Annotated in this window: 9 protein-coding genes; 5 read left to right on the forward strand and 4 right to left on the reverse strand. The window is 65.1% G+C overall.

Annotated elements, in window-relative coordinates; genetic code table 11:
- Nucleotides 1-60 precede the first annotated feature (60 nt).
- Nucleotides 61-1,074, forward strand: coding sequence for a GNAT family N-acetyltransferase (locus ACMTA2_RS09945; protein ID WP_413794696.1), 1,014 nt, complete (start codon nt 61-63; stop codon nt 1,072-1,074).
- Between the two features lie 117 nt (nt 1,075-1,191).
- Here the strand turns inward: ACMTA2_RS09945 and ACMTA2_RS09950 are convergent, their stop codons facing one another.
- Complete coding sequence (locus ACMTA2_RS09950; protein WP_413794697.1) at nt 1,192-1,740, reverse strand: RNA polymerase factor sigma-70; 549 nt, start codon at nt 1,738-1,740, stop codon at nt 1,192-1,194.
- 282 nt (nt 1,741-2,022) lie between these two features.
- Here ACMTA2_RS09950 and ACMTA2_RS09955 point away from each other — a divergent pair, with 282 nt between their 5' ends.
- Together ACMTA2_RS09955 and ACMTA2_RS09960 are read left to right on the forward strand one after the other, a co-directional pair.
- Nucleotides 2,023-15,009: a non-ribosomal peptide synthetase gene (locus tag ACMTA2_RS09955; protein WP_413794698.1), complete on the forward strand. Its 12,987-nt coding sequence runs from the start codon at nt 2,023-2,025 to the stop codon at nt 15,007-15,009.
- A 191-nt stretch (nt 15,010-15,200) separates the two neighbouring features.
- Nucleotides 15,201-16,013 carry an alpha/beta fold hydrolase gene (locus tag ACMTA2_RS09960; protein ID WP_413794699.1) on the forward strand — a complete coding sequence of 271 codons (813 nt, stop codon included), beginning with the start codon at nt 15,201-15,203 and terminating at the stop codon, nt 16,011-16,013.
- A 163-nt stretch (nt 16,014-16,176) separates the two neighbouring features.
- Here ACMTA2_RS09960 and dsbG read toward each other — a convergent pair whose 3' ends face one another.
- Genes dsbG through dsbD form a run of 3 tightly spaced genes read right to left on the reverse strand, consistent with a single transcriptional unit; the run spans nt 16,177 to nt 19,516 of the window.
- Nucleotides 16,177-16,944, reverse strand: a complete 768-nt coding sequence (dsbG, locus tag ACMTA2_RS09965) for a thiol:disulfide interchange protein DsbG (RefSeq protein WP_413794700.1) — start codon at nt 16,942-16,944, stop codon at nt 16,177-16,179.
- A complete protein-coding gene (locus ACMTA2_RS09970) occupies nt 16,920-17,789 on the reverse strand; it encodes a TlpA family protein disulfide reductase (RefSeq protein ID WP_413794701.1) in 870 nt (289 codons plus the stop codon). Before ACMTA2_RS09970 ends, dsbG begins: the two co-directional genes overlap by 25 nt.
- Nucleotides 17,789-19,516: a protein-disulfide reductase DsbD gene (gene dsbD / locus ACMTA2_RS09975; protein WP_413794702.1), complete on the reverse strand. Its 1,728-nt coding sequence runs from the start codon at nt 19,514-19,516 to the stop codon at nt 17,789-17,791. The genes ACMTA2_RS09970 and dsbD overlap by 1 nt, the downstream gene beginning before the upstream one ends.
- A 175-nt stretch (nt 19,517-19,691) precedes the next feature.
- On the opposite strand from dsbD, the gene ACMTA2_RS09980 reads away from it, so the two are divergent.
- Entirely contained in the window at nt 19,692-20,372 is a 681-nt protein-coding gene (locus ACMTA2_RS09980) for a response regulator (RefSeq protein ID WP_122567877.1), read from the forward strand.
- The gene (locus tag ACMTA2_RS09985; RefSeq protein WP_413794703.1) at nt 20,369-21,700 is read left to right on the forward strand and encodes an ATP-binding protein; all 1,332 of its coding nucleotides are present in this window, start codon (nt 20,369-20,371) and stop codon (nt 21,698-21,700) included. Before ACMTA2_RS09980 ends, ACMTA2_RS09985 begins: the two co-directional genes overlap by 4 nt.
- Nucleotides 21,701-21,984: the final 284 nt, after the last annotated feature.

Below are 21,984 nucleotides of genomic sequence, written 5' to 3' on the forward strand. Positions count from 1 at the left end.
CACTAAATTTCCCTCCCCGGCTCACGTCCCACGTTGACTACCGACGAATACGTGAGCCCCATGTCCAACCTCAACCAACCGACGATGTTGCCCTTGCCCGGTGGTCGTCGCCTCGGCGCCGATGAAACCGAACGCCACCTGAGCCTGATGCTCGAAGGCGCGCCGCTGATCCGGCTGCGCCTGGCGCGCGGTCCCCACTTGCATGTGCATTTGCAGGAAATCAACGACCGCCCGGTGGGCCCGGCGCTGTGGGCGGCCTGCTATTGGCTGTTTGCCCGCGACCCCGAGTGTCAGTGTTTGATCTGGCACCTCGACGAGCGCCCCGGCGAGGCCTTGCTCAGCGGTTTATTGACGAGCACCGAGCGTGCCGGTGAATACCGTTGCGAGCGCACGATGTTCTGGCAATTGCCGCAGCCCTGGCTGGGGGAATCATTCAGCGGCAGCTACCCGCAACACATGGTCATCTCCGACGGTCGCCGTCATCCCCGCCGGCCGATGAAACCCCGTGGCGAGGTGTACCGCCGTTTCGATGCGCGATTGGGGGCCTGGGTGTCCTTGCGCACCCTGGAAATCGAGCAGGACCTGGAGCGTTTCAACCGCTGGCAGAACAACCCGCGGGTGGCGAGTTTCTGGCAGGAGGAGGGCAGCCTGGAACAGCATCGCCAGTACCTGGGCAAGCTGCAGGCCGATCCCCGGGTCTTGACCCTGATCGGTTGCTTCGATGACCAGCCGTTCGCTTACTTCGAAGCCTATTGGGCCAAGGAAGACCGGATCGCGCCGTTCTATGATGCCGACCACTACGACCGCGGCATCCACATGCTGGTGGGCGAAGAGCAGCATCGCGGGCCGCACAAGGTGGCGAGCTGGCTGTCGGCGCTGGTGCACTACCTGTTCCTGGACGACCCGCGCACCCAACGTGTGGTCGCCGAGCCCCGGGCCGACAATGCGCGGATGATCGGGCATCTGCACAACCAGTGCTTTCATTGCGAAAAGGAATTCGATTTCCCCCACAAGCGCGCGGCGCTGATGATCCTGGGGCGTGAACGGTTTTTTGATCGGTGTGGGTTGATGTAACGGGGCAGGGCCTTAGGGCCTCATCGCGAGCAAGCTCGCTCCCACAGAGGACTTCAGCGACCACAAAAACGGTGGGAGCGAGCTTGCTCGCGATGAGGCCGGCAAGACCACCACAAGTTACCGCCGGGCGAAGGTATCCCCCCGAACCCCCGATACCTTGCGGCAATGCACCAGCGCGTCGCGGATCATGAAGTTCACCAGGGTCGGCGAGACGCCCAGTTCCTTGGCGATGTCCTTCTGCGGCACGCCATGCAGGCGGTACATCTCGAAGGCATAGCGGGTGCGGCTGGGCAGTTCGGTCAGCGCGTCGGCAATGTGTTCCAGCGTGGAGAAGTTGATATGGGAGGTTTCCGGCGAAGCACCCTGGATCACCACGTTCAACCCTTCCTCCTCCGGCCCCGAGTATTTCTGTTCCAGCGCCTGCTTGCGGTAATGGTCGATCGCCAGGTTGCGCACGATCTGGAACAGATAACTGAGCTGCGCCTTGAACGAGGAGGTGATCTGTGGCGCCGATTGCAGCCGGAAAAAAGCGTCCTGCACCACATCCTCCGCGCGGGACCGGCAGCCGGTAATGCGCGCCGCGATCTTGATCAGGATCAGTCGGTTGTCGACGAACGCCTGGAGTAACGGTGAGTCGCACCTGCTTGTGGATACTTGTTCCGTCATGGAATTCACCTTGCTGCAAAAAGTTAGCGGGACGTCCGGATGCCGGACCCGTCCTACACATCGAGCGCCAAATTAGGCTTAATGATAATGATTGTCAATTGAGAAGAAGAATTATTGATGCAGTGATGTCCAGCCTCGGCATTGCGACCCGTTGCCGCAGCGCCTGCCTGTCGGATGCTTCGGTGCATGCTTCGGTGAGTAGGCGCGCCGACTAATTATTTGCCGCCGCTGTCCGTTCCCATGGGTGACAACTTGCAAGCCGAAATCAGGCAGGAACCCCCCATGACCGACGCGTTCGAACTCCCCAGCACCCTGGCTCATGCCCTCCAGCGCCGCGCCGCGCTGACGCCGGACCGGGTGGCCCTGCGCTTCCTTGCCGACACCCCTGGGCAGGGTGTGGTGTTGAGTTATCGCGACCTGGACCTGCGCGCCCGGACCATCGCGGGCGCCTTGCAGGCCGAAGCGGCGCTGGGCGATCGCGCCGTGCTGCTGTTCCCCAGCGGCCCGGATTACGTCGCGGCGTTCTTTGGCTGCCTCTACGCCGGGGTGATTGCGGTGCCGGCCTATCCACCGGAGTCCACCCGTCGTCACCATCAGGAGCGTTTGCTGTCGATCATCAAAGACGCCGAACCGCGCCTGCTGCTCACCGGCAGCGATCTGCGCGAGCCGTTGCAAGCCATCGAATCGGCGCCGCCGGTGGTGTGCGTCGATACCCTCGACCCGGCCTGCGCCGGGCAATGGCGGATGCCAACGCTGCAGGACGATGACATTGCCTTTTTGCAATACACCTCCGGTTCCACCGCATTGCCCAAGGGCGTGCAGGTCAGCCACGGCAACCTGGTGGCCAACGAACTGTTGATCCGCCGTGGCTTCGGCATCGATCTGAACCCCGACGACGTCATCGTCAGCTGGCTGCCGCTGTACCACGACATGGGCCTGATCGGCGGCCTGTTGCAGCCGGTGTTCAGCGGTGTCCCGTGCGTCTTGATGTCACCGGCCTACTTCCTGGCCCGGCCCCTGCGCTGGCTCGAAGCGATCAGCGAGTACGGCGGCACTATCAGCGGTGGCCCGGATTTCGCCTATCGGCTGTGCAGCGAACGGGTCAGCGACTCGGCCCTGCAACGTCTCGACCTGAGCGGCTGGCGCGTGGCCTATTCCGGTTCCGAGCCGATCCGCCTCGACACCCTGGAGCGTTTTGCCGAAAAGTTCGCCCCGTGCGGTTTCACGCCGGACCATTTCATGGCCTCCTATGGCTTGGCCGAAGCCACCTTGTTCGTCGCCGGCACGCCTCGCCATCACGGCATTCCTTCACTGCGACTGGACGACGCGGCCCTGGCGCAAAACCGAGCCGAGCCGGGGCAGGGCAGTGCGGTGATGAGTTGCGGTGTCAGCCAGCCCGGGCACGCGGTGCTGATCGTCGAGCCCGCCACGTTGCAGCCGTTGGCCGACAACCAGGTCGGTGAAGTCTGGGCCGCCGGGCCGAGCATCGCCCTGGGTTACTGGCGCAACCCCGAGGCCAGCGCCAAGACCTTTGTCCAGCACGACGGCCGGACCTGGCTGCGCACCGGCGACCTGGGTTTCCGGCGCGGTGGCGAACTGTTCATCACCGGTCGCTTGAAGGACCTGCTGATCGTGCGCGGGCACAACCTCTATCCCCAGGACATCGAGCAAACCATCGAGCGCGAAGTGGAGGTGGTGCGCAAGGGGCGGGTGGCCGCGTTCGCGGTCAACGACAATGGCGAGGAAGGCATCGGTGTCGCCGTGGAAATCAGCCGCAGCGTGCAGAAAATCCTCCCGCCCGAAGCCGTGATCAAAGCCATTCGCCAGGCCGTGGCCGAGGCCTGCCAGCAAGCCCCGAGCGTAGTGGTACTGCTCAATCCCGGCGCGTTGCCCAAGACCTCCAGTGGCAAGTTGCAGCGTTCGGCCTGCCGCACTCGGTTGGCCGACGGCAGCTTGGACAGTTATGCCCGGTTCCCGTCAGCCCAGGCAAGCGTGGTGGATGAATCCGTACTGTCCTCCGAGTTGCACGCCCTCATCGGCCAGGTCTGGCGGGAGCAATTGCAGGTCGAGCAAGTCCAGGCCGACGATCATTTCTTCCTGCTGGGCGGCAACTCCATCGCCGCCACCCAGGTAATCGCACGCCTGAGCGAAACCCTCGGGCTGGCGCTCAACCTGCGCCTGCTGTTCGAAGCCCCGACCCTGGCTGCGTTCGCTGCAGCGGTGGTGAACCAGCAGCAGGACGGCGGCCAGGCCCAGGGCGCGATCAGCGCATTGCCGCGCCACGCGCCACTGCCGCAGTCCCTGGCACAGAACCGTTTGTGGATCACCTGGCAGCTCGATCCGACGAGCCGCGCCTATAACATTCCCGGTGCCTTGCACCTGCGCGGCGAGCTGGACGAAGACGCGTTGCGTGCCAGTTTCCAGCAACTGATCGAGCGTCATGAGTCCCTGCGCACGCGATTCCTGGAGCGCGATGGCATGGCCCTGCAACAGGTCGATCCGGTTGGCGAGTTCCGACTGCAGGTGATCGATCTCAGTGATGAGCCTGCCAACCGGCGCGAAGCCCGGGCGCAGCAAGTTCGAGAAGGCGAAGCCGCCACGCTGTTCGATCTGGAGAAGGGGCCATTGCTGCGGGTCACCCTGTTGCGCCTCGACGAGGATGACCATCAACTGCTGGTGACGCTGCATCACATCATCGCCGACGGTTGGTCGATGAGTGTGTTGATCGATGAGTTCTCGCGGTTGTACGCCGCCGCCTGCCAAGGCCAGGTCGCTGAGCTGGCGCCATTGCCCTTGCAATACGCCGACTACGGCCGCTGGCAACGCCAGTGGCTGGCCCAGGGCGAAGCCGAGCGCCAACTGGGCTACTGGAAGCAGCAACTGGGCGCCGAACATCCGGCCCTGGTGCTGGGCACGGATCATCCACGCAGCGCTCAACGCCAGCGCAGCGCCGCGCGGCACAGCCTGCGCCTGGACAAGGACCTCAGCCAAGCCCTGCGCGACGTGGCCCTGGCCCATGATGCGACACCGTTCATGCTGTTGCTGGCAGCCTTCCAGGCGCTGTTGCAGCGTTACACCGGACAATCCGACATCCGCGTCGGTGTCCCCAACGCCAACCGTCCGCGCCTGGACACCCAGGGCTTGATCGGCTTCTTCATCAACACCCAGGTGCTGTGCGGGCAGGTCGATTCACGTCAGCCATTCGCTGCGCTGCTGGCCCAGGACCGGGAAGCCACACTGGGTGCCCAGGCCCACCAGGACCTGCCGTTCGAACAACTGCTCGAAGCCTTTCCCGAGGCGCGCGAGCAAGGCCTGTTCCAGGTGATGTTCAACCACCAGCAGCGTGACTTGAGTGCCTTGCGGCGTCTGCCGGGGTTGCAGGCCGAGGCGTTGCCGTGGCACAGCCGCGAAGCCAAGTTCGACCTGCAACTGCACAGCGAAGAAGATCGCAACGGCCGGCTGACCCTGTCGTTCGACTACGCCGACGAACTGTTCGAGGCGGCGACCATTGCCCGTCTGGCGACGCATTACTGCAACCTGTTGCGGGCGGTCTGTGCCGATCCGCAACAAGCCATCGGCGATGTGTCGCTGTTGACCGCCGATGAGCACCGCCAACAGCGGCAGTGGAGCGCGGCCCCGTGCGCGCCGGCCAGCCAATGGCTGCCGGAGCTGTTGAACGAGCAGGCCCGTTGCACGCCGCAACGAATCGCGTTGCGCTGGGACGGCGGTCAACTCGATTATGCCGAGCTGCACACCCAGGCCAATCGACTGGCCCATTACCTGCGGGACAAGGGCGTTGGCCCGGACGTGTGCGTGGCGATTGCCGCCGAGCGCTCGCCGCAGTTGCTCATCGGCGTGCTGGCCATCATCAAGGCCGGCGGTGCCTATGTGCCGCTGGATGCGGACTACCCGGCCGATCGCCTGGCCTACATGCTCGACGACAGCGGCGTCGACCTGCTGCTGACCCAGACCGCGTTGCTGGAGCGTTTGCCGGCGTGCGACGGCGTCAGTGTCATCGCCATGGACGCCTTGCACCTGGAGCAATGGCCGAGCCATCCGCCGGGCCTGCATCTGCACGGCGATCACTTGGCCTACGTGATCTACACCTCCGGTTCCACCGGCCAGCCCAAGGGCGTCGGCAATACTCACTCGGCCCTGGCCGAACGCCTGCAATGGATGCAAGCGACCTACGGGCTGGACGCCACCGATGTGCTGATGCAAAAGGCCCCCATCAGCTTCGACGTGTCGGTCTGGGAATGCTTTTGGCCGCTGATCACCGGCAGCCAACTGGTACTGGCTGGCCCTGGTGAACACCGTGATCCGCACCGCATCGCCCAGTTGGTGCAGCAGTTTGGTGTTACCACGCTGCACTTCGTGCCGCCGTTGCTCAGCCTGTTTGTCGAAGAACCATTGAGCGCCCGCTGCACCACCCTGCGCCGGCTGTTCTGCGGCGGCGAAGCCTTGCCGGCCGAGTTGCGCAACCGGGTGTTGGCGCAACTGCCGTCGGCGCAATTGCACAACCGTTACGGCCCGACCGAAACCGCGATCAACGTCACCCATTGGCATTGCACCGAAGCCGATGGCGAGCGCTCACCGATCGGCCGTCCCTTGGGCAACGTGCTGTGTCACGTGCTCGACAGCGATCTCAATCCCGTGCCGGTCGGTGTGCCGGGCGAGCTGTGCATCGGTGGCCTGGGCCTGGCCCGGGGCTACCTCGGGCGTCCGGGCCTGAGCGCCGAGCGCTTCGTCGCCGACCCGATGGGGCCGGCCGGTGCGCGGTTGTACCGGACCGGCGACCGGGCACGCTGGAGCGCCGACGGCGTGATCGAATACCTCGGCCGCCTCGACCAGCAGGTCAAGCTGCGGGGCTTTCGGATCGAACCACAGGAAATCGAGGCGCGCCTGTTGGCCCAGGACGGCATCGCCCAAGTGGCGGTGTTGGTGCGCGATACCTCGGCGGGCCCGCAGTTGATCGGCTACTACACCGCGCCTGAGGTCGCCCACGGCCAGGAGCAACTGAACACCCGGCTCAAGGCCGCCCTGGCCGTCGAACTGCCCGACTACATGGTGCCCGCCCAACTGCTGCGCCTGGACGCCATGCCCCTGAGCCCGAGCGGCAAGCTCGACCGCCGCGCCTTGCCCGAACCACAATGGCAAGTGCGCGAGCACGTCGAGCCGGCCAGCGTCCTCGAGCAACAAATCGCCGGCATCTGGCGCGAGGTGCTGGGCCTTGCGCGCATTGGCCTGCGGGACGATTTCTTTGCCCTCGGCGGCCATTCGCTGCTGGCGACCCAGATCATTTCCCGCACCCGCCAAACCTGCGACGTCGAACTGCCGTTGCGCACTTTGTTCGAGGCCAGTGAGCTGGGGGCCTTCGCCGAACAGGTGCGCTTGATCCAGGCCAGCGGCCAGGCCAACCGCCAGCCACCGATCGAGAAGGTCGACCGCAGCCAACCGGTGCCGCTGTCGTATTCCCAACAGCGCATGTGGTTCCTCTGGCAGATGGAGCCGGACAGCCCGGCCTACAACGTCGGCGGCATGGCGCGCTTGCGCGGGGTGCTGGATGTCGGGCGTTTCGAGGCGGCCTTGCAGGCGTTGATCCTGCGGCACGAAACCCTGCGCACCACGTTCCCGAGCGTCGACGGCGTGGCCCGCCAGCAGGTGCATGGCGAGACGGGCCTGCGCATGGACTGGAAGGACTTCTCGACGCTGGCGGCCGACATTCGCCAGCAGCGGGTGCAGCAACTGGCGGACAGCGAGGCCCACCAGCCTTTCGACCTGGAAACCGGGCCGCTGCTGCGGGCCTGCCTGGTCAAGACCGCCGAGCACGAGCATTACTTTGTGCTGACGCTGCACCACATCGTCACCGAAGGTTGGGCGATGGACATTTTCGCCCGTGAACTGAGCGCGCTGTACGAAGCCTTTATCGACGATCGCGAATCGCCGCTGGAACCGTTGCCGGTGCAGTACCTGGACTACAGCGTCTGGCAGCGTCAGTGGCTGGAGTCCGGCGAGCGTCAACGGCAGTTGGACTACTGGACCGCGCAACTGGGTCGCGAACATCCGCTGCTGGAGCTGCCCGGCGATCGCCCGCGGCCAATGGTGCAAAGCCATCGCGGCGAATTGTTCCGTTTCGACCTCTGCGATGAGCTGGCGGCGCGGGTCCGGGCCTTCAATGCGCAACAGGGCCTGACCCTGTTCATGACCATGACCGCCGCCCTGGCCGTGCTGCTCTACCGCTACAGCGGCCAGACCGACCTGCGCATCGGCGCGCCGGTGGCCAACCGCATTCGCCCGGAAAGCGAAGGGCTGATCGGGGCGTTTCTCAACACCCAGGTGCTGCGTTGCCAGCTCGACGGGCAGATGTCGGTGGGCGAGCTGTTCGACCAGGTGCGCCACACCGTCATCGAAGGCCAGTCCCATCAGGATTTGCCGTTCGATCACTTGGTGGAAGCCCTGCAACCGCCGCGCAGTGCGGCCTACAACCCGCTGTTCCAGGTGATGTGCAACGTGCAGCGCTGGGAGTTCCAGCAGAGCCGCACGCTGGCCGGCATGAGCGTCGAATACCTGGTCAACGACGCCCGGGCCACCAAGTTCGACCTCAACCTGGAGGTCACCGACCTTGACCAGCGCCTGGGTTGCTGCCTGACCTACAGCACCGACCTGTTCGACGAACCGCGCATCGCGCGCATGGCCGGGCACTGGCGTAATCTGCTGCAAGCGCTGCTGGTCGATCCGACCCGACGGTTGAGCGAGTTGCCGTTGATGGACGTCGACGAGCAGCAACAAGTGCTCGACAGCCTGGGCGTCGAGCCCGGTGAGCATCGCCTGGACCAATGCATTCACGGCCTGTTCGACGAACAGGCCCGGTTGCATCCCGACGCACCGGCCCTGACCTTCGCCGGGCAGACCCTGACCTATGCGCAACTGGACAGCCGCGCCAATCGCCTGGCCTGGTGCCTGCGCGAGCGAGGCGTCGGGCCGCAGGTGCGGGTCGGCCTGGCCCTGGAGCGTTCGCTGGAAATGGTCATCGGCCTGCTGGCGATCCTCAAGGCCGGCGGCGCCTACGTGCCGCTGGACCCGGAATACCCGCTGGACCGCTTGAGCTACATGATCGAGGACAGCGGTGTCAGCCTGCTGCTCAGTGACCGGGCGATGTTCCAGGCCCTCGGTGAATTGCCCGAGGGGGTCGGGTGCTGGTGCCTGGAAGATGATTCGGCAGCCCTGGCCCAATACCCGGATCAGCCGCTGCCGCTGATCAACCTGCCGCAACACCAGGCTTACCTGATCTACACCTCCGGCTCCACCGGCAAGCCCAAGGGCGTGGTGGTGTCCCACGGTGAAATCGCCATGCATTGCCAGGCGGTGATCCAGCGCTTCGGCATGCGCCCGGACGACTGCGAGCTGCATTTCTATTCCATCAACTTCGACGCGGCCACCGAACGCCTGTTGGTGCCCTTGCTCAGTGGTGCCCACGTCGTGCTGCGGGCCCAGGGCCAGTGGGATGCCGAGGAAATCTGCGGGCTGATCCGCCAGCATCGCGTCAACATCCTTGGTTTCACGCCCAGCTACGGCAGTCAGTTGGCGCAGTGGTTGGCCACCCAAGGCCAGACCCTGCCGGTGCGCATGTGCATCACCGGCGGCGAAGCCCTGACGGGCGAGCATTTGCAGCGCATTCGCGCGGCGTTCAACCCGAAGCTGTTCTTCAACGCCTATGGCCCGACCGAAACCGTGGTCATGCCGTTGGCGAGCCTGGCTCCGGAGCGACTGGAGGAGGGCGCGGCCAGTGTGCCGATTGGCAGCGTGATTGGCGCCCGCGTGGCGTACATCCTCGACGCCGACCTGGCGTTGGTACCACCAGGTGCCACGGGTGAGTTGTATGTGGGCGGCGCCGGTCTGGCCCAGGGTTATCACCAGCGTCCAGGCATGACCGCCGAGCGTTTCGTCGCCGACCCGTTCGCCACCGAAGGCGGACGCCTGTATCGCACCGGCGACCTGGTGCGCCAGCGTGCCGACGGTCTGGTGGAATACCTGGGGCGGATCGACCATCAGGTGAAAATCCGGGGTTTTCGCATCGAACTGGGGGAAATCGAGACTCGCCTGCTGGAACATGACGCAGTGCGCGAGGCCGTGGTCCTGGCCCTCGACATGCCCGGCGGCAAGCAACTGGCCGGTTACCTGGTGAGCGACATCGCCAGCCAGGACGGCGAGCAGCAAGCGGCCCTGCGTGACGCCTTGAAAAACCACCTCAAGGCCCAGTTGCCGGACTACATGGTGCCCACGCACCTGATCCTGCTGGCGAGCATGCCGCTGACCGCCAACGGCAAGCTCGACCGCCGCGCCTTGCCGATGCCCGATCCCGAACTCAATCGCCAACACTACGTGGCGCCGAGCAATGCCCTGGAGCAGACACTGGCGGCGATCTGGTGTGACGTGCTGAACGTGGCGCAGGTGGGCCTCAACGATAATTTCTTCGAGCTGGGCGGTGACTCGATCCTGTCCATCCAGGTGGTCAGCCGTGCCCGGCAGCAGGGCATTCATTTCACGCCCCGGGACTTGTTCCAGCACCAGACCGTACAGACCCTGGCCGCCGTTGCCACGCGCAGCCAGCAAGTGCACGCCGAGCAGGGCCTGTTGCAGGGTGAGTCCGGGCTGACGCCGATCCAGCACTGGTTCTTCGACCGCGCGATCCCCAGCCGGCATCACTGGAACCAGGCGTTGCTGCTGGAGCCGACCATGGCCCTGGACCCGCAACCGCTGGAACAGGCACTGCGCAGCGTCTTCCAGCACCACGATGCCTTGCGCCTGGTCTTTGGCGAAACCGCCGGGCACTGGCGCGCCGAGCACCAGCCACAGACTGACGCGGTGCTGTTGCAGCAGGTATCCGTAGGCACCGAGCAGGCGTGCGAAGCGTTGTTCGCCGAGGCGCAGCGCCGTTTTAATCTAGCCACTGGGCCGTTGCTGCATGCCGTGCTGGCGCAATTACCTGATGGCCGACAACGGTTGCTGATCGTCATCCACCACCTGGTGGTGGACGGTGTGTCGTGGCGGGTGCTGATGGACGATTTGCAAACCGTCTATCGCCAGCTGGTCGCCGGGCAAGCGGCGCGCCTGCCGGCCAAGACCAGCCCGTTGCGTGACTGGGCCGCACGTTTGCAGGCCTACGCCGGCAGCGAATCCCTGCGCGAGGAGCTCGGTTGGTGGCAAGCGCAATTGAGCGGCGCGCAGGCGCAACTGCCGTGCGCGAACCCCGAGGGCGGGCTTGAGGAGCGCCACGCGCAAACCGTCAGTGTGCGCCTGGACGCCGAGCGCACCCGGCAACTGCTGCAACAGGCGCCGAGCGCCTACCGCACCCAGGTCAATGACCTGCTGCTCACGGCGCTGGCCCGGGTGCTGTGCCGTTGGAGCGGCCATGACTCGGCCCTGGTCCAGCTCGAGGGCCACGGTCGCGAAGCGTTGTTCGACGACCTCGACCTGACCCGCACCGTAGGCTGGTTCACCAGCGTCTATCCCGTGCGCCTGAGCCCTACGGCCGAAGATTTCAGTGTCTCGATCAAGACCATCAAGGAGCAACTGCGCGCGGTGCCCCACAAGGGCCTCGGTTATGGCGTGCTGCGCTACCTGGCGGACGCGGCGACGCGCGAGTCGATGGCCGGCCTGCCGCACGCGGCGATCACCTTCAACTACTTGGGCCAGCTCGACCAGACCCTGGGTCAGGAGGCCTTGTTCCTGCCACTGGATGCGCCGCTGGGGGCCATCCACGATCCCGATGCGCCGCTGCCCAACGCGCTGAGCGTCGACAGCCAGGTCAGCGGCGGCGAGCTGGTGCTGCGCTGGACTTTCAGTGCCCAGCGTCATGAGCGCCAGGCCATTGCCACGCTGGCCGAGGCCTACCTCGATGAGTTGCGACGCCTGATCGAACACTGCCTGACGGACGAGGCGGGCGGCCTGACGCCATCGGACTTCCCCCTGGCGAAGCTGACCCAGGGCCAGCTCGACAGCCTGCCGGTGCCGGCCGGGCAGATCGAGGACGTCTACCCGCTGACGCCGATGCAGGAAGGCATGCTGCTGCACACCTTGCTGGAACCGGGCACGGGCCTGTACTACATGCAGGATCGCTATCGCATCAACAGCGAACTGGACCCGCAACGTTTTGCCCAGGCCTGGCAGGCGGTCATCGCCCGGCATGAAGCGTTGCGCGCGTCGTTCTGCTGGAACGTTGGCGAAGACATGTTGCAAATTATCCACAGGCCCGGCAGCACGCCGGTGGATTATCTCGACTGGTCCGAGGTGCCCGAAGACGCCCAGGAAACCAAACTCCAGGCACTGCTCAAGAACGAGCGCGAGGCCGGTTTCGATCTGTTGAACCAGGCGCCGTTCCACCTGCGACTGATTCGGGTCGGCGCGGCACGCTACTGGTTCATGATGAGTAATCACCACATCCTCATCGATGCGTGGTGCCGTTCGCTGCTGATGGATGACTTCTTCGAGATCTACACCGCCCTGGGTGAAAACCGCGAACCGCAGTTGACCGTGCCGCCGCGCTATCGCGACTACATCGGCTGGCTGCAACACCAGAGCCTGGCCGAGGCCCGCCAGTGGTGGCAGCGTAACCTGCAAGGTTTCGAGCGGACCACGCCGATCCCTGGCGACCGGCCATTCCTGCGCGAGCACGCCGGTGACAGCGGCGGCATGATCGTCGGCGACTGCTACACCCGTCTCGATGCCCGGGATGGTGCGCGACTGCGGGAACTGGCCCAAGCCCATCAACTGACGGTCAACACGTTCGCCCAGGCGGCGTGGGCCCTGGTGCTGCGACGGGTCAGCGGCGACCGCGACGTGCTGTTCGGCGTCACTGTGGCCGGGCGCCCGGTAGAGCTGCCGCAGATGCAACGCACCGTGGGGCTGTTCATCAACAGCATCGCCTTGCGCGTGCAGATGCCAGAGGACCATCAGCGTTGCAGCGTGCGCCAGTGGCTCAGCGATTTGCTGGACAGCAACATGCAACTGCGTGAGTACGAATACCTGCCGCTGGTGAGCATCCAGGACGTCAGCGAACTGCCCAAGGGCCAGCCGCTGTTCGACAGCCTGTTCGTGTTCGAGAACGCGCCGGTGGAAGTCTCGGTGCTGGACCGCGCCCAAAGCCTCGACGCCACCTCCGACTCGGGCCGTACCCACACCAATTTCCCGTTGACGGCGGTCTGCTATCCGGGGGATGACCTGGGGCTGCACCTGTCGTACGACCAACGTTACTTCGATGAAACCACCGTCCAGGGGCTGCTGGGCGAGTTCAAGCGGTTGCTGCTGGCGTTGATGGAGGGCTTGCACGGCGACATGAGCGAGCTGCCACTGCTCGGTGCTCAAGAACAGGATTTCCTCATCGAAGGCTGCAACCAGAGCGAGCATGCCTACCCGTTGGAACAGAGCTACGTCGAGCTGTTCGAGGCACGGGTTGCGGCCCATCCGTACCGCCCTGCGGTCAGTTGCCTGGACACGAGCTACAGCTACGCCGAGTTGAATGCACGCAGCAACCGCCTCGGTCATGCCCTGATCGCTGCCGGTGTCGGCCTGGATCAGCCCGTAGCGCTGCTGGCCGAACGGGATGCCGAGCTGCTGGGCATGATCGTCGGCAGCTTCAAGGCCGGTGCCGGCTACCTGCCGCTGGACCCGGGCCTGCCGAGCCAGCGCCTGAGCCGTATCATCGAATTGAGTCGCACGCCGTTACTGGTTTGCACCCAGGCCTGCCAAGCCCAGGCGCAGGCTTTGCTGGACGAGTTCGCCTGTTCCGGGCGGCCAAAGTTGTTGGTGTGGGAAGCTGTCCAGGCCAGCGCTCTTTCGCTGGAAAACCCAGGGGTCTACAGCGGGCCGGATAACCTCGCCTACGTGATCTACACCTCCGGTTCCACCGGCCTGCCCAAAGGCGTGATGGTAGAGCAGCGAGGGATGCTCAATAATCAACTGAGCAAAGTGCCGTACCTGGCGCTGAGCGAGGCGGATGTGATCGCCCAGACGGCGTCCCAAAGCTTCGACATTTCGGTCTGGCAGTTCCTGGCCGCGCCGTTGTTCGGCGCCCGGGTCGACATCGTGCCCAACGCCATCGCCCACGACCCGCAAGGGTTGCTGGAGCATGTGCAGCAGCAGGGCATCACCGTGCTGGAAAGCGTGCCGTCGCTGATCCAGGGCATGCTCGCCCAGGAGCGCATCGGTCTGGACGGCCTGCGCTGGATGCTGCCCACCGGCGAAGCGATGCCGCCGGAACTGGCCCACCAGTGGTTGTCGCGTTACCCGGACATTGGCCTGGTCAACGCCTACGGCCCGGCGGAATGCTCCGACGACGTGGCGTTCTTCCGTGTCGATCAAGCGTCGACCCGGGGCACTTACCTGCCGATCGGCACGCCCACCGACAACAATCGTCTGTACCTGCTCGACGGCGCGCTGGACCTGGTGCCGCTGGGCGCCGTGGGTGAGTTGTGCGTGGCGGGCACCGGGGTCGGGCGCGGTTATGTCAGCGATCCGTTGCGCACCGCCCCGGTCTTTGTGCCGAACCCGTTCGGGGCACCGGGAGAGCGGCTGTACCGCACCGGCGACCTGGCGCGGCGACGCAGCGACGGGGTGTTGGAGTACGTCGGGCGCATCGACCATCAGGTGAAGATCCGCGGCTACCGCATCGAACTGGGGGAAATCGAAGCACGCTTGCATGAACAGCCGGAAGTGCGCGATGGGGCGGTGGGCGTGCAAGAGGGCGCCAATGGCAAGCATCTGGTGGGCTACCTCGTTGCCACCGACTCGGCGCTGAAACCCGCCGAACGCCTGGAGCGCATCAAGCAGCGCCTGCGGGCCGAGCTGCCGGAATACATGGTGCCGCTGCACTGGCTGTGGCTCGACCGCCTGCCCCTCAACGCCAATGGCAAACTCGACCGCAAGGCCTTGCCGGCCCTGGAGATCGGCCAGTTGCAAAGCCAGGACTACCAGGCCCCTGGCAATGCGCTGGAGCAGACCCTGGCGGACATCTGGGCCCAGGTGCTGAAAGTCGAGCGGGTGGGGGTGCGGGACAACTTCTTCGAGCTGGGTGGCCATTCCTTGCTGGCGACGCAAATCGCCTCGCGGGTGCAAAAGGCCCTGCAACGCGACGTGCCGCTGCGGGCAATGTTCGAGTGCAGTACGGTGCGGGAACTGGCCGACTACGTCGAAGGGCTGGCGGCCAGCGAAATCACCGAGGAGAAGGTGGATCGGTTGAATGATTTGATGGCGGAGTTGGAAGGCATGTAGTTTTGCGGCGTCTAACAAGACCATCGCGAGCAAGCTCCCACAGTGGATTTGTGTACGACGCAAATTTTCTGTGGGAGCGAGCTTGCTCGCGATGGTGGCTGCACAACCAGCGCAAACCCAAGGTTGACGCCTCGCGCTTCGCGGCTCAGTCTCCCAAGGCTTTTTTCCAGACGCAAACAAGGAGGTCACCCATGCCCTTTGCAACGATCGACGGACAACCCCTTTACTACCTGGACCAGGGCCAGGGCCCGGTGGTGGTGCTGGGCGGCAGCTATCTGTGGGACCACGCCATGTGGGCGCCGCAGATCGAGGTGTTGTCCAGGCATTACCGGGTGATCGCTCCGGACCTTTGGGGCCATGGCCAGTCGGGGCAGATGCCGGAAGGCATGAGTTCACTGAACGATCTGGCCCGCCAGATGATGGAACTGCTGGATTATTTGAGCATCGACTGCTTCCACCTGGTGGGGCTTTCGGTGGGTGGGATGTGGGGAACGCGGCTGGCACTGGCGGCGTCCACGCGGATCCAGTCGCTGGTGCTGATGGACACTTATGTGGGTGTCGAGCCGGAGCAGACCCGTCAGTACTACTTCTCACTGTTTGACAAGATCGAAGCCAGCGGCAGCATCCCCGAGCCGTTGCTGGACATCATCGTGCCGATCTTCTTCCGGCCGGGCATCGACCCGCAGTCACCGCTCTATCAACAGTTCCGCGCCACATTGGCCGCGCTGCCGGCCGATCGCCTGCGCGCCAGCATCGTACCGCTGGGGCGGATCATTTTCGGTCGGGACGACATCTTGCCGCGCCTGCCTGAACTGGACGCCGAGGGCACCGTGGTGATGTGCGGTGACCAGGACAAGCCACGTCCACCGTCCGAGGCCTCGGAAATGGCCGAGCTGATCGGCTGCCCCTGCCTGTCGATCCCGGACGCGGGGCACATCTCCAATCTGGAGAATCCGCAGTTCGTGACTGAGGCGTTGTCAGCGATTCTGACGCGAAAGCACTGAAAGGATGGCGAGGGGATTTATCCCCGCTGGGTCGCGAAGCGGCCCAATGCTGTCGACTTGGTTTATCAGGTTTATCAGGTTTACCGAGGTGTCAGGTTTCAGGGCTGCTTCGCAGCCCAGCGGGGATAAATCCCCTCGCCACAGGTATTCAGGGCTTTTGGGATCACTTCGGCCCGAGAATCTTCACCAGCTTGTCCGGCGACGGCGCGCCTTGCTGCTGTTGCAGGTCGCCCTTTTCATCCAGATAGAAAATCGCCGGGGTGGCAGACAGTTCCAATTCGTCCATCAACTGCTGGTTGGCGTCCAGCTTTGCCTGGATGGCGGGGGGGATGTTCTTGAGCGGTTTGAGCGGGCTGCCCTTACCGGCTTTTTCATGCTCGGCCAGGGCTTTTTCCGGGTCCTTGGCGGCCAGCAAGGCGGCGGATTTACCCGGGCTGTCTTCGCGGATGATGCCCACCATGATGTGGCGCAACTGCACCTTGCCGGCCTTGACCCAGGGCCGAGCCTGTTCCCAGAACATGTTGCAGTACGGGCAGTTCGGGTCGCTGAACAGGTACACCGTGCGCGGTGCGTCCTTGTTGCCGTCGGCGATCCAGTTGCTGCCCTCCATCTTCGCCCAGATGGCCTTGGCCATCGGCGCATAGACCAGTTTTTGCAGCGGCTCGGCGCTCAAGTCCTTGCCGTCGGCGTCATACAGGTTACCCAGCAGGACGTGCTGTCCATCTGGGGTCAGGTACAGCGCCATGCCACGGTTCTGGTATTGCGCCGCGTAACCGCGCAAGCCGTCCGGCGCGTCGAAGGTGCCGACGATTTTTGCGCCCTTGGCTTCGATCTTCTTGATGGCCGCAGGCAATTCTTCGGCCTGGAGCAGCGGTGCCTGGGACAGTGCGGTGGCGACGGCCAGGGTCAGCAGGTGGCGGAGGCGGGGCATGGCGGTTTCCTTGTGGCGGAGTGGGGCACCGTGGTCGAGCCCGGTGTTTCGAAGTTTTCCAGGGCGCGGGCCAGGCTCGCTTTCGATAATTCGCCCAGGTGACTGCCCAGCAGGCGGCCGTCGGCGCTGTAGAACAGGGTGGTCGGCAGGGCCATGGAGCCCACGGCCTGGCCGAGGCGGCCGCTGCCATCGAACAATACATTGGTCAGGCTCAGGCCCTGGGTGGCCAGGTAGGTGCTGACGCTTTGCATGCTTTCGGCCTGGTTGACGAACAGGAAGGTCAGGTCCGGACGCTGTTGCTGGGCATCTTCGAGTACCGGCATTTCGCGCCGGCAGGGTGGGCACCAGGTGGCCCAGAGGTTGATCACCAGGGGGCCGCCCTGGTAATCGGTGAGCTTCACGGTCTCGCCGTCGGCGGTGCGCAGGTTGATGTCCGGCAGCCGGGTGCCTTGTTCATAAATTGTCAGCGACATGGTCGCCACCAGCCAGAACAGCAAGCCGCTGCCGACGCCGAAGCCCAATGGTCGGCGCAGGGGCGGACGGCGCCGTGCCCACAACAAGGCGCCAATCAGCAGCGTCACGATGCCCGGCCAGGCCAGGAAGCCACCGTCGCGCAGGTCGACGATCTGCCACGGGTCATCCCGGTAATGTTGCCAATAGGCGACGACGAAGCCGATCCGTGCGGCCAACAGGCCCAGTAGAAACAGCACGAACAGTACCGACTCGGGGTTTTCGCCCCCGCGCTTGGCCACTCGCCAGCCCACGAAGGTCGCCAGCGCCAGGGCGCTGATGAGCAACAGGTGGTTCAGGGCGATGGCAAAGGTGCCCAGGGTGAACGTCAGCATCAGCGCGCGTCCCGGGTGAGGTTCCAGCGCTCCAGGAACGTCTTGGCGTCGACTTCCCCGGTGATCCGCTGGCTGCGGCGTTCTTCACCGTCGGCGCCGATCCACAGCAGGCTCGGCGGCCCCGGCACTTGGTAACGACCCAGCAGTTCGCGGCTGGCGGGGCTGTCAGCGGTGACGTCCAGGCGCACCAGGCGCACGCCGTTCAGGGCATCGAGCACCTCGGCGCGGCCGAACACCTGTTTCTCCATGATCTTGCAGGACACGCACCAGTCGGCGTAGTAGTCCAGCAGCACCCACTGGCCCTGGGCCTTGGCGGCGTCCAGTTCCCGTTGCAGGGCGGCGGGCTCGCTGACGGTGAGGAACGCGTCGTGGGCACTGACGGTCGCGCGGCCCTCGGTGCCGGCATACACCTTCAGGGGCTGGAAGAAATCATCGCCACCGCCCGCGGCGCCAATCACCAGCAGGCTGCCCCACAAGCCGAACAGCAACGAAGCGCTGCCGCAGACATAGGCGATGCGGCCGAACCCTTCGGTCTGGCGCCAGGCGCTGTAGGCGGCGATCAACAACAGCACGCCCCACAGGCCGACCCACAACGAACCGTCGATGATCGGGCGAATCATCAGCAGCGCGGTGCCCAGGAACAGGAAGCCGAACACGCCCTTGAGCAGGTTCATCCAGGCGCCGGGCTTGGGCAGGAAGCGGTTGCCCACGGTCACCAGCAGCAACAGTGGCAGGCCGATGCCGATGCCCATGGTGAACAGGATCAGCCCGCCGTGCAGCGCATTGCCGCTCTGGGCGATGTACAGCAGCGCGCCGGCCAGCGGCGCGGTCATGCAGGGGCCCACCAACAGGCCAGACAGCGCCCCGAGAATGCCGGCGCCCACCAGGCTGCCACCGCGCCGCTGGCGCCCGGCGTTTTCCAGGCGGTCACGCAGGGCCGCTGGCAATTGCAATTCGAAGAAACCGAACATGGGCAGCGCCAGCAACACGAACACAGCGGCGAAGCTGCCCAGCAGCCACGGTTGTTGCAGCAGCGCCTGGAGGTTGGCGCCCAGTAGCGCGGCGAGCACGCCCATGGCGGCGTACACCAGGGCCATGCTGATCACGTAGCTGCCGGCCAAGGCCAGGCCGCGTCTCGGTCCGGCGCCGCTGCCCACCACCAGCCCGGCCAGGATCGGCAGCATCGGCAGCGAACAGGGGGTGAACGCCAGTAGCAGGCCCAGGCCGAAGAACACCAGCAGGCTCCAGCCCAAGGCTCGCTGTTGCAGGCCGCTGGCCAGGGCCTGGTCCGGTGCCTCGCCGGCGGCCGCCGCCGGGGCGCTGCCCCCCAAGTCCACCACTCGGGTCTGGGGTGGATAGCACAGGCCGGCGTCGGCACAGCCCTGGAAGCCGACCTTGATCTTGCCCGTGGCACCGGCGGGTATCTTCAGCTCCAGCGCCTGGCGATAGACTTGTTGGTCGCCGAAAAACTCGTCGCTGTGGGCTTCACCCTCCGGCAGCTTGGGTTTTTGTGCCTCGGCCAAGCCATCGAACTTGAGCCGCTGCTGATACAAGTAGTACCCATCGGCGATCTGCCAGAACAGCTGGGTTTCACCGGAGTCCAGGCGTTCGGAGGTCAACACGAACGCCTTTTCCACCGGCAGGAAATCGGGTTTGGTTTCGAAGGGATTGGCGGCCTGGGCCAGGCCCGAGATCAGGAACAGCCACAGCAAAAACAATCGACGCATGGATAAAGCCTTAGAACGAAGCGAGTGGAAAGCACAATGGCGGCTGGCGATTAACCGTCGATTAACCCGGCGACGACCGGCAGGCAGCAATGATCGCCCATGTTGGCCGTACTCGTCGCATAATGTCGGCTTAATCGGCCGGCGGCCTAATGTACCTTTTTCCACGGGGCTTACCATGCGTGTACTGGTCTGCGAAGACGATGAGTTGATTGCCAGCGGGATCGTTGCCGGCCTCACGGCGCAGGGCCTGACGGTCGAGCACGTGGCCACCGCATCGGCGGCGCGGGCGATGGTCGGCGTGGCGGAGTTCGATGTCATGGTGCTGGACCTGGGGTTGCCCGATGAGGACGGTCTCAAGCTGCTCAGGCAACTGCGCCAGCAGGGGCTGGAGACGCCGGTGCTGATCCTCACCGCCCGGGATTCGGTGACCGACCGGGTCGACGGCTTGCAGGCCGGCGCCGATGACTACCTGCTCAAACCCTTCGACCTGCGCGAGCTGGCGGCGCGCCTGCACACCTTGCTGCGGCGCGTGGCGGGGCGCAGCGTCAACCTGATCGAGCACGGTCGCCTGACCTACGACCCCAGCAGTCGGGAAACCACCCTGGACGGCCAGCCGGTGGACCTGTCCCGGCGCGAGCAGTCGCTGCTGCAGGCACTCTTGCACAGTCGCGGCCGGGTGCTGTCCAGCGAACAACTCAAGGACAGCGTCTACGGCTTCAACGACGAATTGGAAAGCAACGCCCTCAACGTCCATATCCATCACCTGCGGCGCAAGTTGGGTAACGGCATTGTCGAGACCGTACGTGGCCTGGGCTATCGCCTGGGGCCGGCTGACGGCGGAGAGTCTTCCAAGTGATGAGCCTGCGACTGCGCCTGAGCCTGACCCTCGGCGCGGCTTTTGCCTTGATCTGGGCCCTGGCCGCCGCGTGGATGCTCAGCGACCTGCGCAACCAGATGATGTTTTCCCTCGACCAGCGCCTGGTGGCTTCGGCGCGGATGGTCGCCGGACTGCTGGAACAGATGCCACCGTTGCCCAGCAAGGGCGATGGCACGCATTTGAGCTCCGAGCAATTGAGCATTCCTGGCGGCATGGCCTGTCAGGTCAGTTCCTTGCGTGGCGAGATTCTGGCCCGCAGCCACGGCACCCCCGAGCAAACCCTGGAAGCCGAGAAAATGGGCTTCCACGACCAGATGATCGACGGCGCGCCCTGGCGCAGCTTCACCCTGGCCCGGGGTGACTTGCGTATCACTACCGCCGACCGCCAGATCGAACGCGAAGCCCTGAACATGTCGATACTGCTGGCCGCGTCGGTGCCGGTGGGCGTGGCATTGCTCGGTTGCTTGTGCCTGTTGTGGCTGGGCATCGGCCAGGGCCTGGCACCGCTCAATCGCATTCGCGATGCGCTGATGCGGCGTAGCGCCGATTCCCTGGAGCCCTTGCAGATCCATCCGTTGCCCAGCGAACTGCGACCGTTGCTGGAGACCCAGAACCAGCTGTTCCAGCGCATCGGCAAAACCATCGAGCGCGAGCGCCGGCTGACCGGCGACGCGGCTCACGAGCTGCGCAGCCCCCTGACCGCTATCAAGACACACCTGCAAGTGGCGCGCATGACCGAGGGCGCCGCCCGCGACCAATCCCTGGCCCGGGCCGAGGAGGGCGCCGACCGCATGCATCGCACGCTCGAACAGTTGCTGCTGCTGGCGCGGGTAGAAGGCAGCCTGTCGTTCGACGATGGCGTGCAATGCAACGCCGAGCAGGTTGCCCGGCTGGCGATCCAGGATGCCGCCAGCAGTGATTCCCGGCGGATCAGGCTGCACGTATCCCCAGGGGTGTCCGATGCACCGGTGCAGATGCCGGCGGTGCTCTCCATCGCCGCCTTGCGCAACCTGCTGGATAACGCCCTGCGCCATACCCCGGACGATACCGAGGTGGAACTGGGCCTGGAGATGATCGGCCAGCGCGTGCGCTTCCAGGTCCGCGATCACGGCCCCGGTATCGCCGCCGACGATATCCAGCACCTGACCCAGCGCTTCTGGCGCAACGGCCAGAGCACCGGCTGCGGGCTGGGACTGGCGATCGTCCAGGCGATTGTCCAGCGTTGCGGCTGCGGCCTGCATTTCGACAGTCGCCCGGATGGGTTGCGAGTCGAATTGACCATGCCGGTGCAGGTCGTGGTCGGCTAAGTGGATGAACCTGTGGCGAGGGGATTTATCCCCGCTGGGCTGCGCAGCAGCCCCAAAAGCTGTGAACCCGCTGTGTCAGGTTGATCGAGTTGTCTTCTCGAGGGGCTGCTGCGCAGCCAGCGGGTATAAATCCTCTCGCCACACAGGTTCAGGCAAGGTCTAAGAACAGGGCTGTGCTCCCATGCCGGGGATTTGCGTACATCTGCTGTAACGACCTGCCATTGGCGCCCCGGCCTTATCCGGGTCTATGTTTTTTCAGCTCGACTCAAGGACTGAGGAAACCC

Origin of the sequence: Pseudomonas medicaginis (genome assembly GCF_965119365.1) — a bacterium.
Taxonomy (GTDB): Bacteria; Pseudomonadota; Gammaproteobacteria; order Pseudomonadales; family Pseudomonadaceae; genus Aquipseudomonas.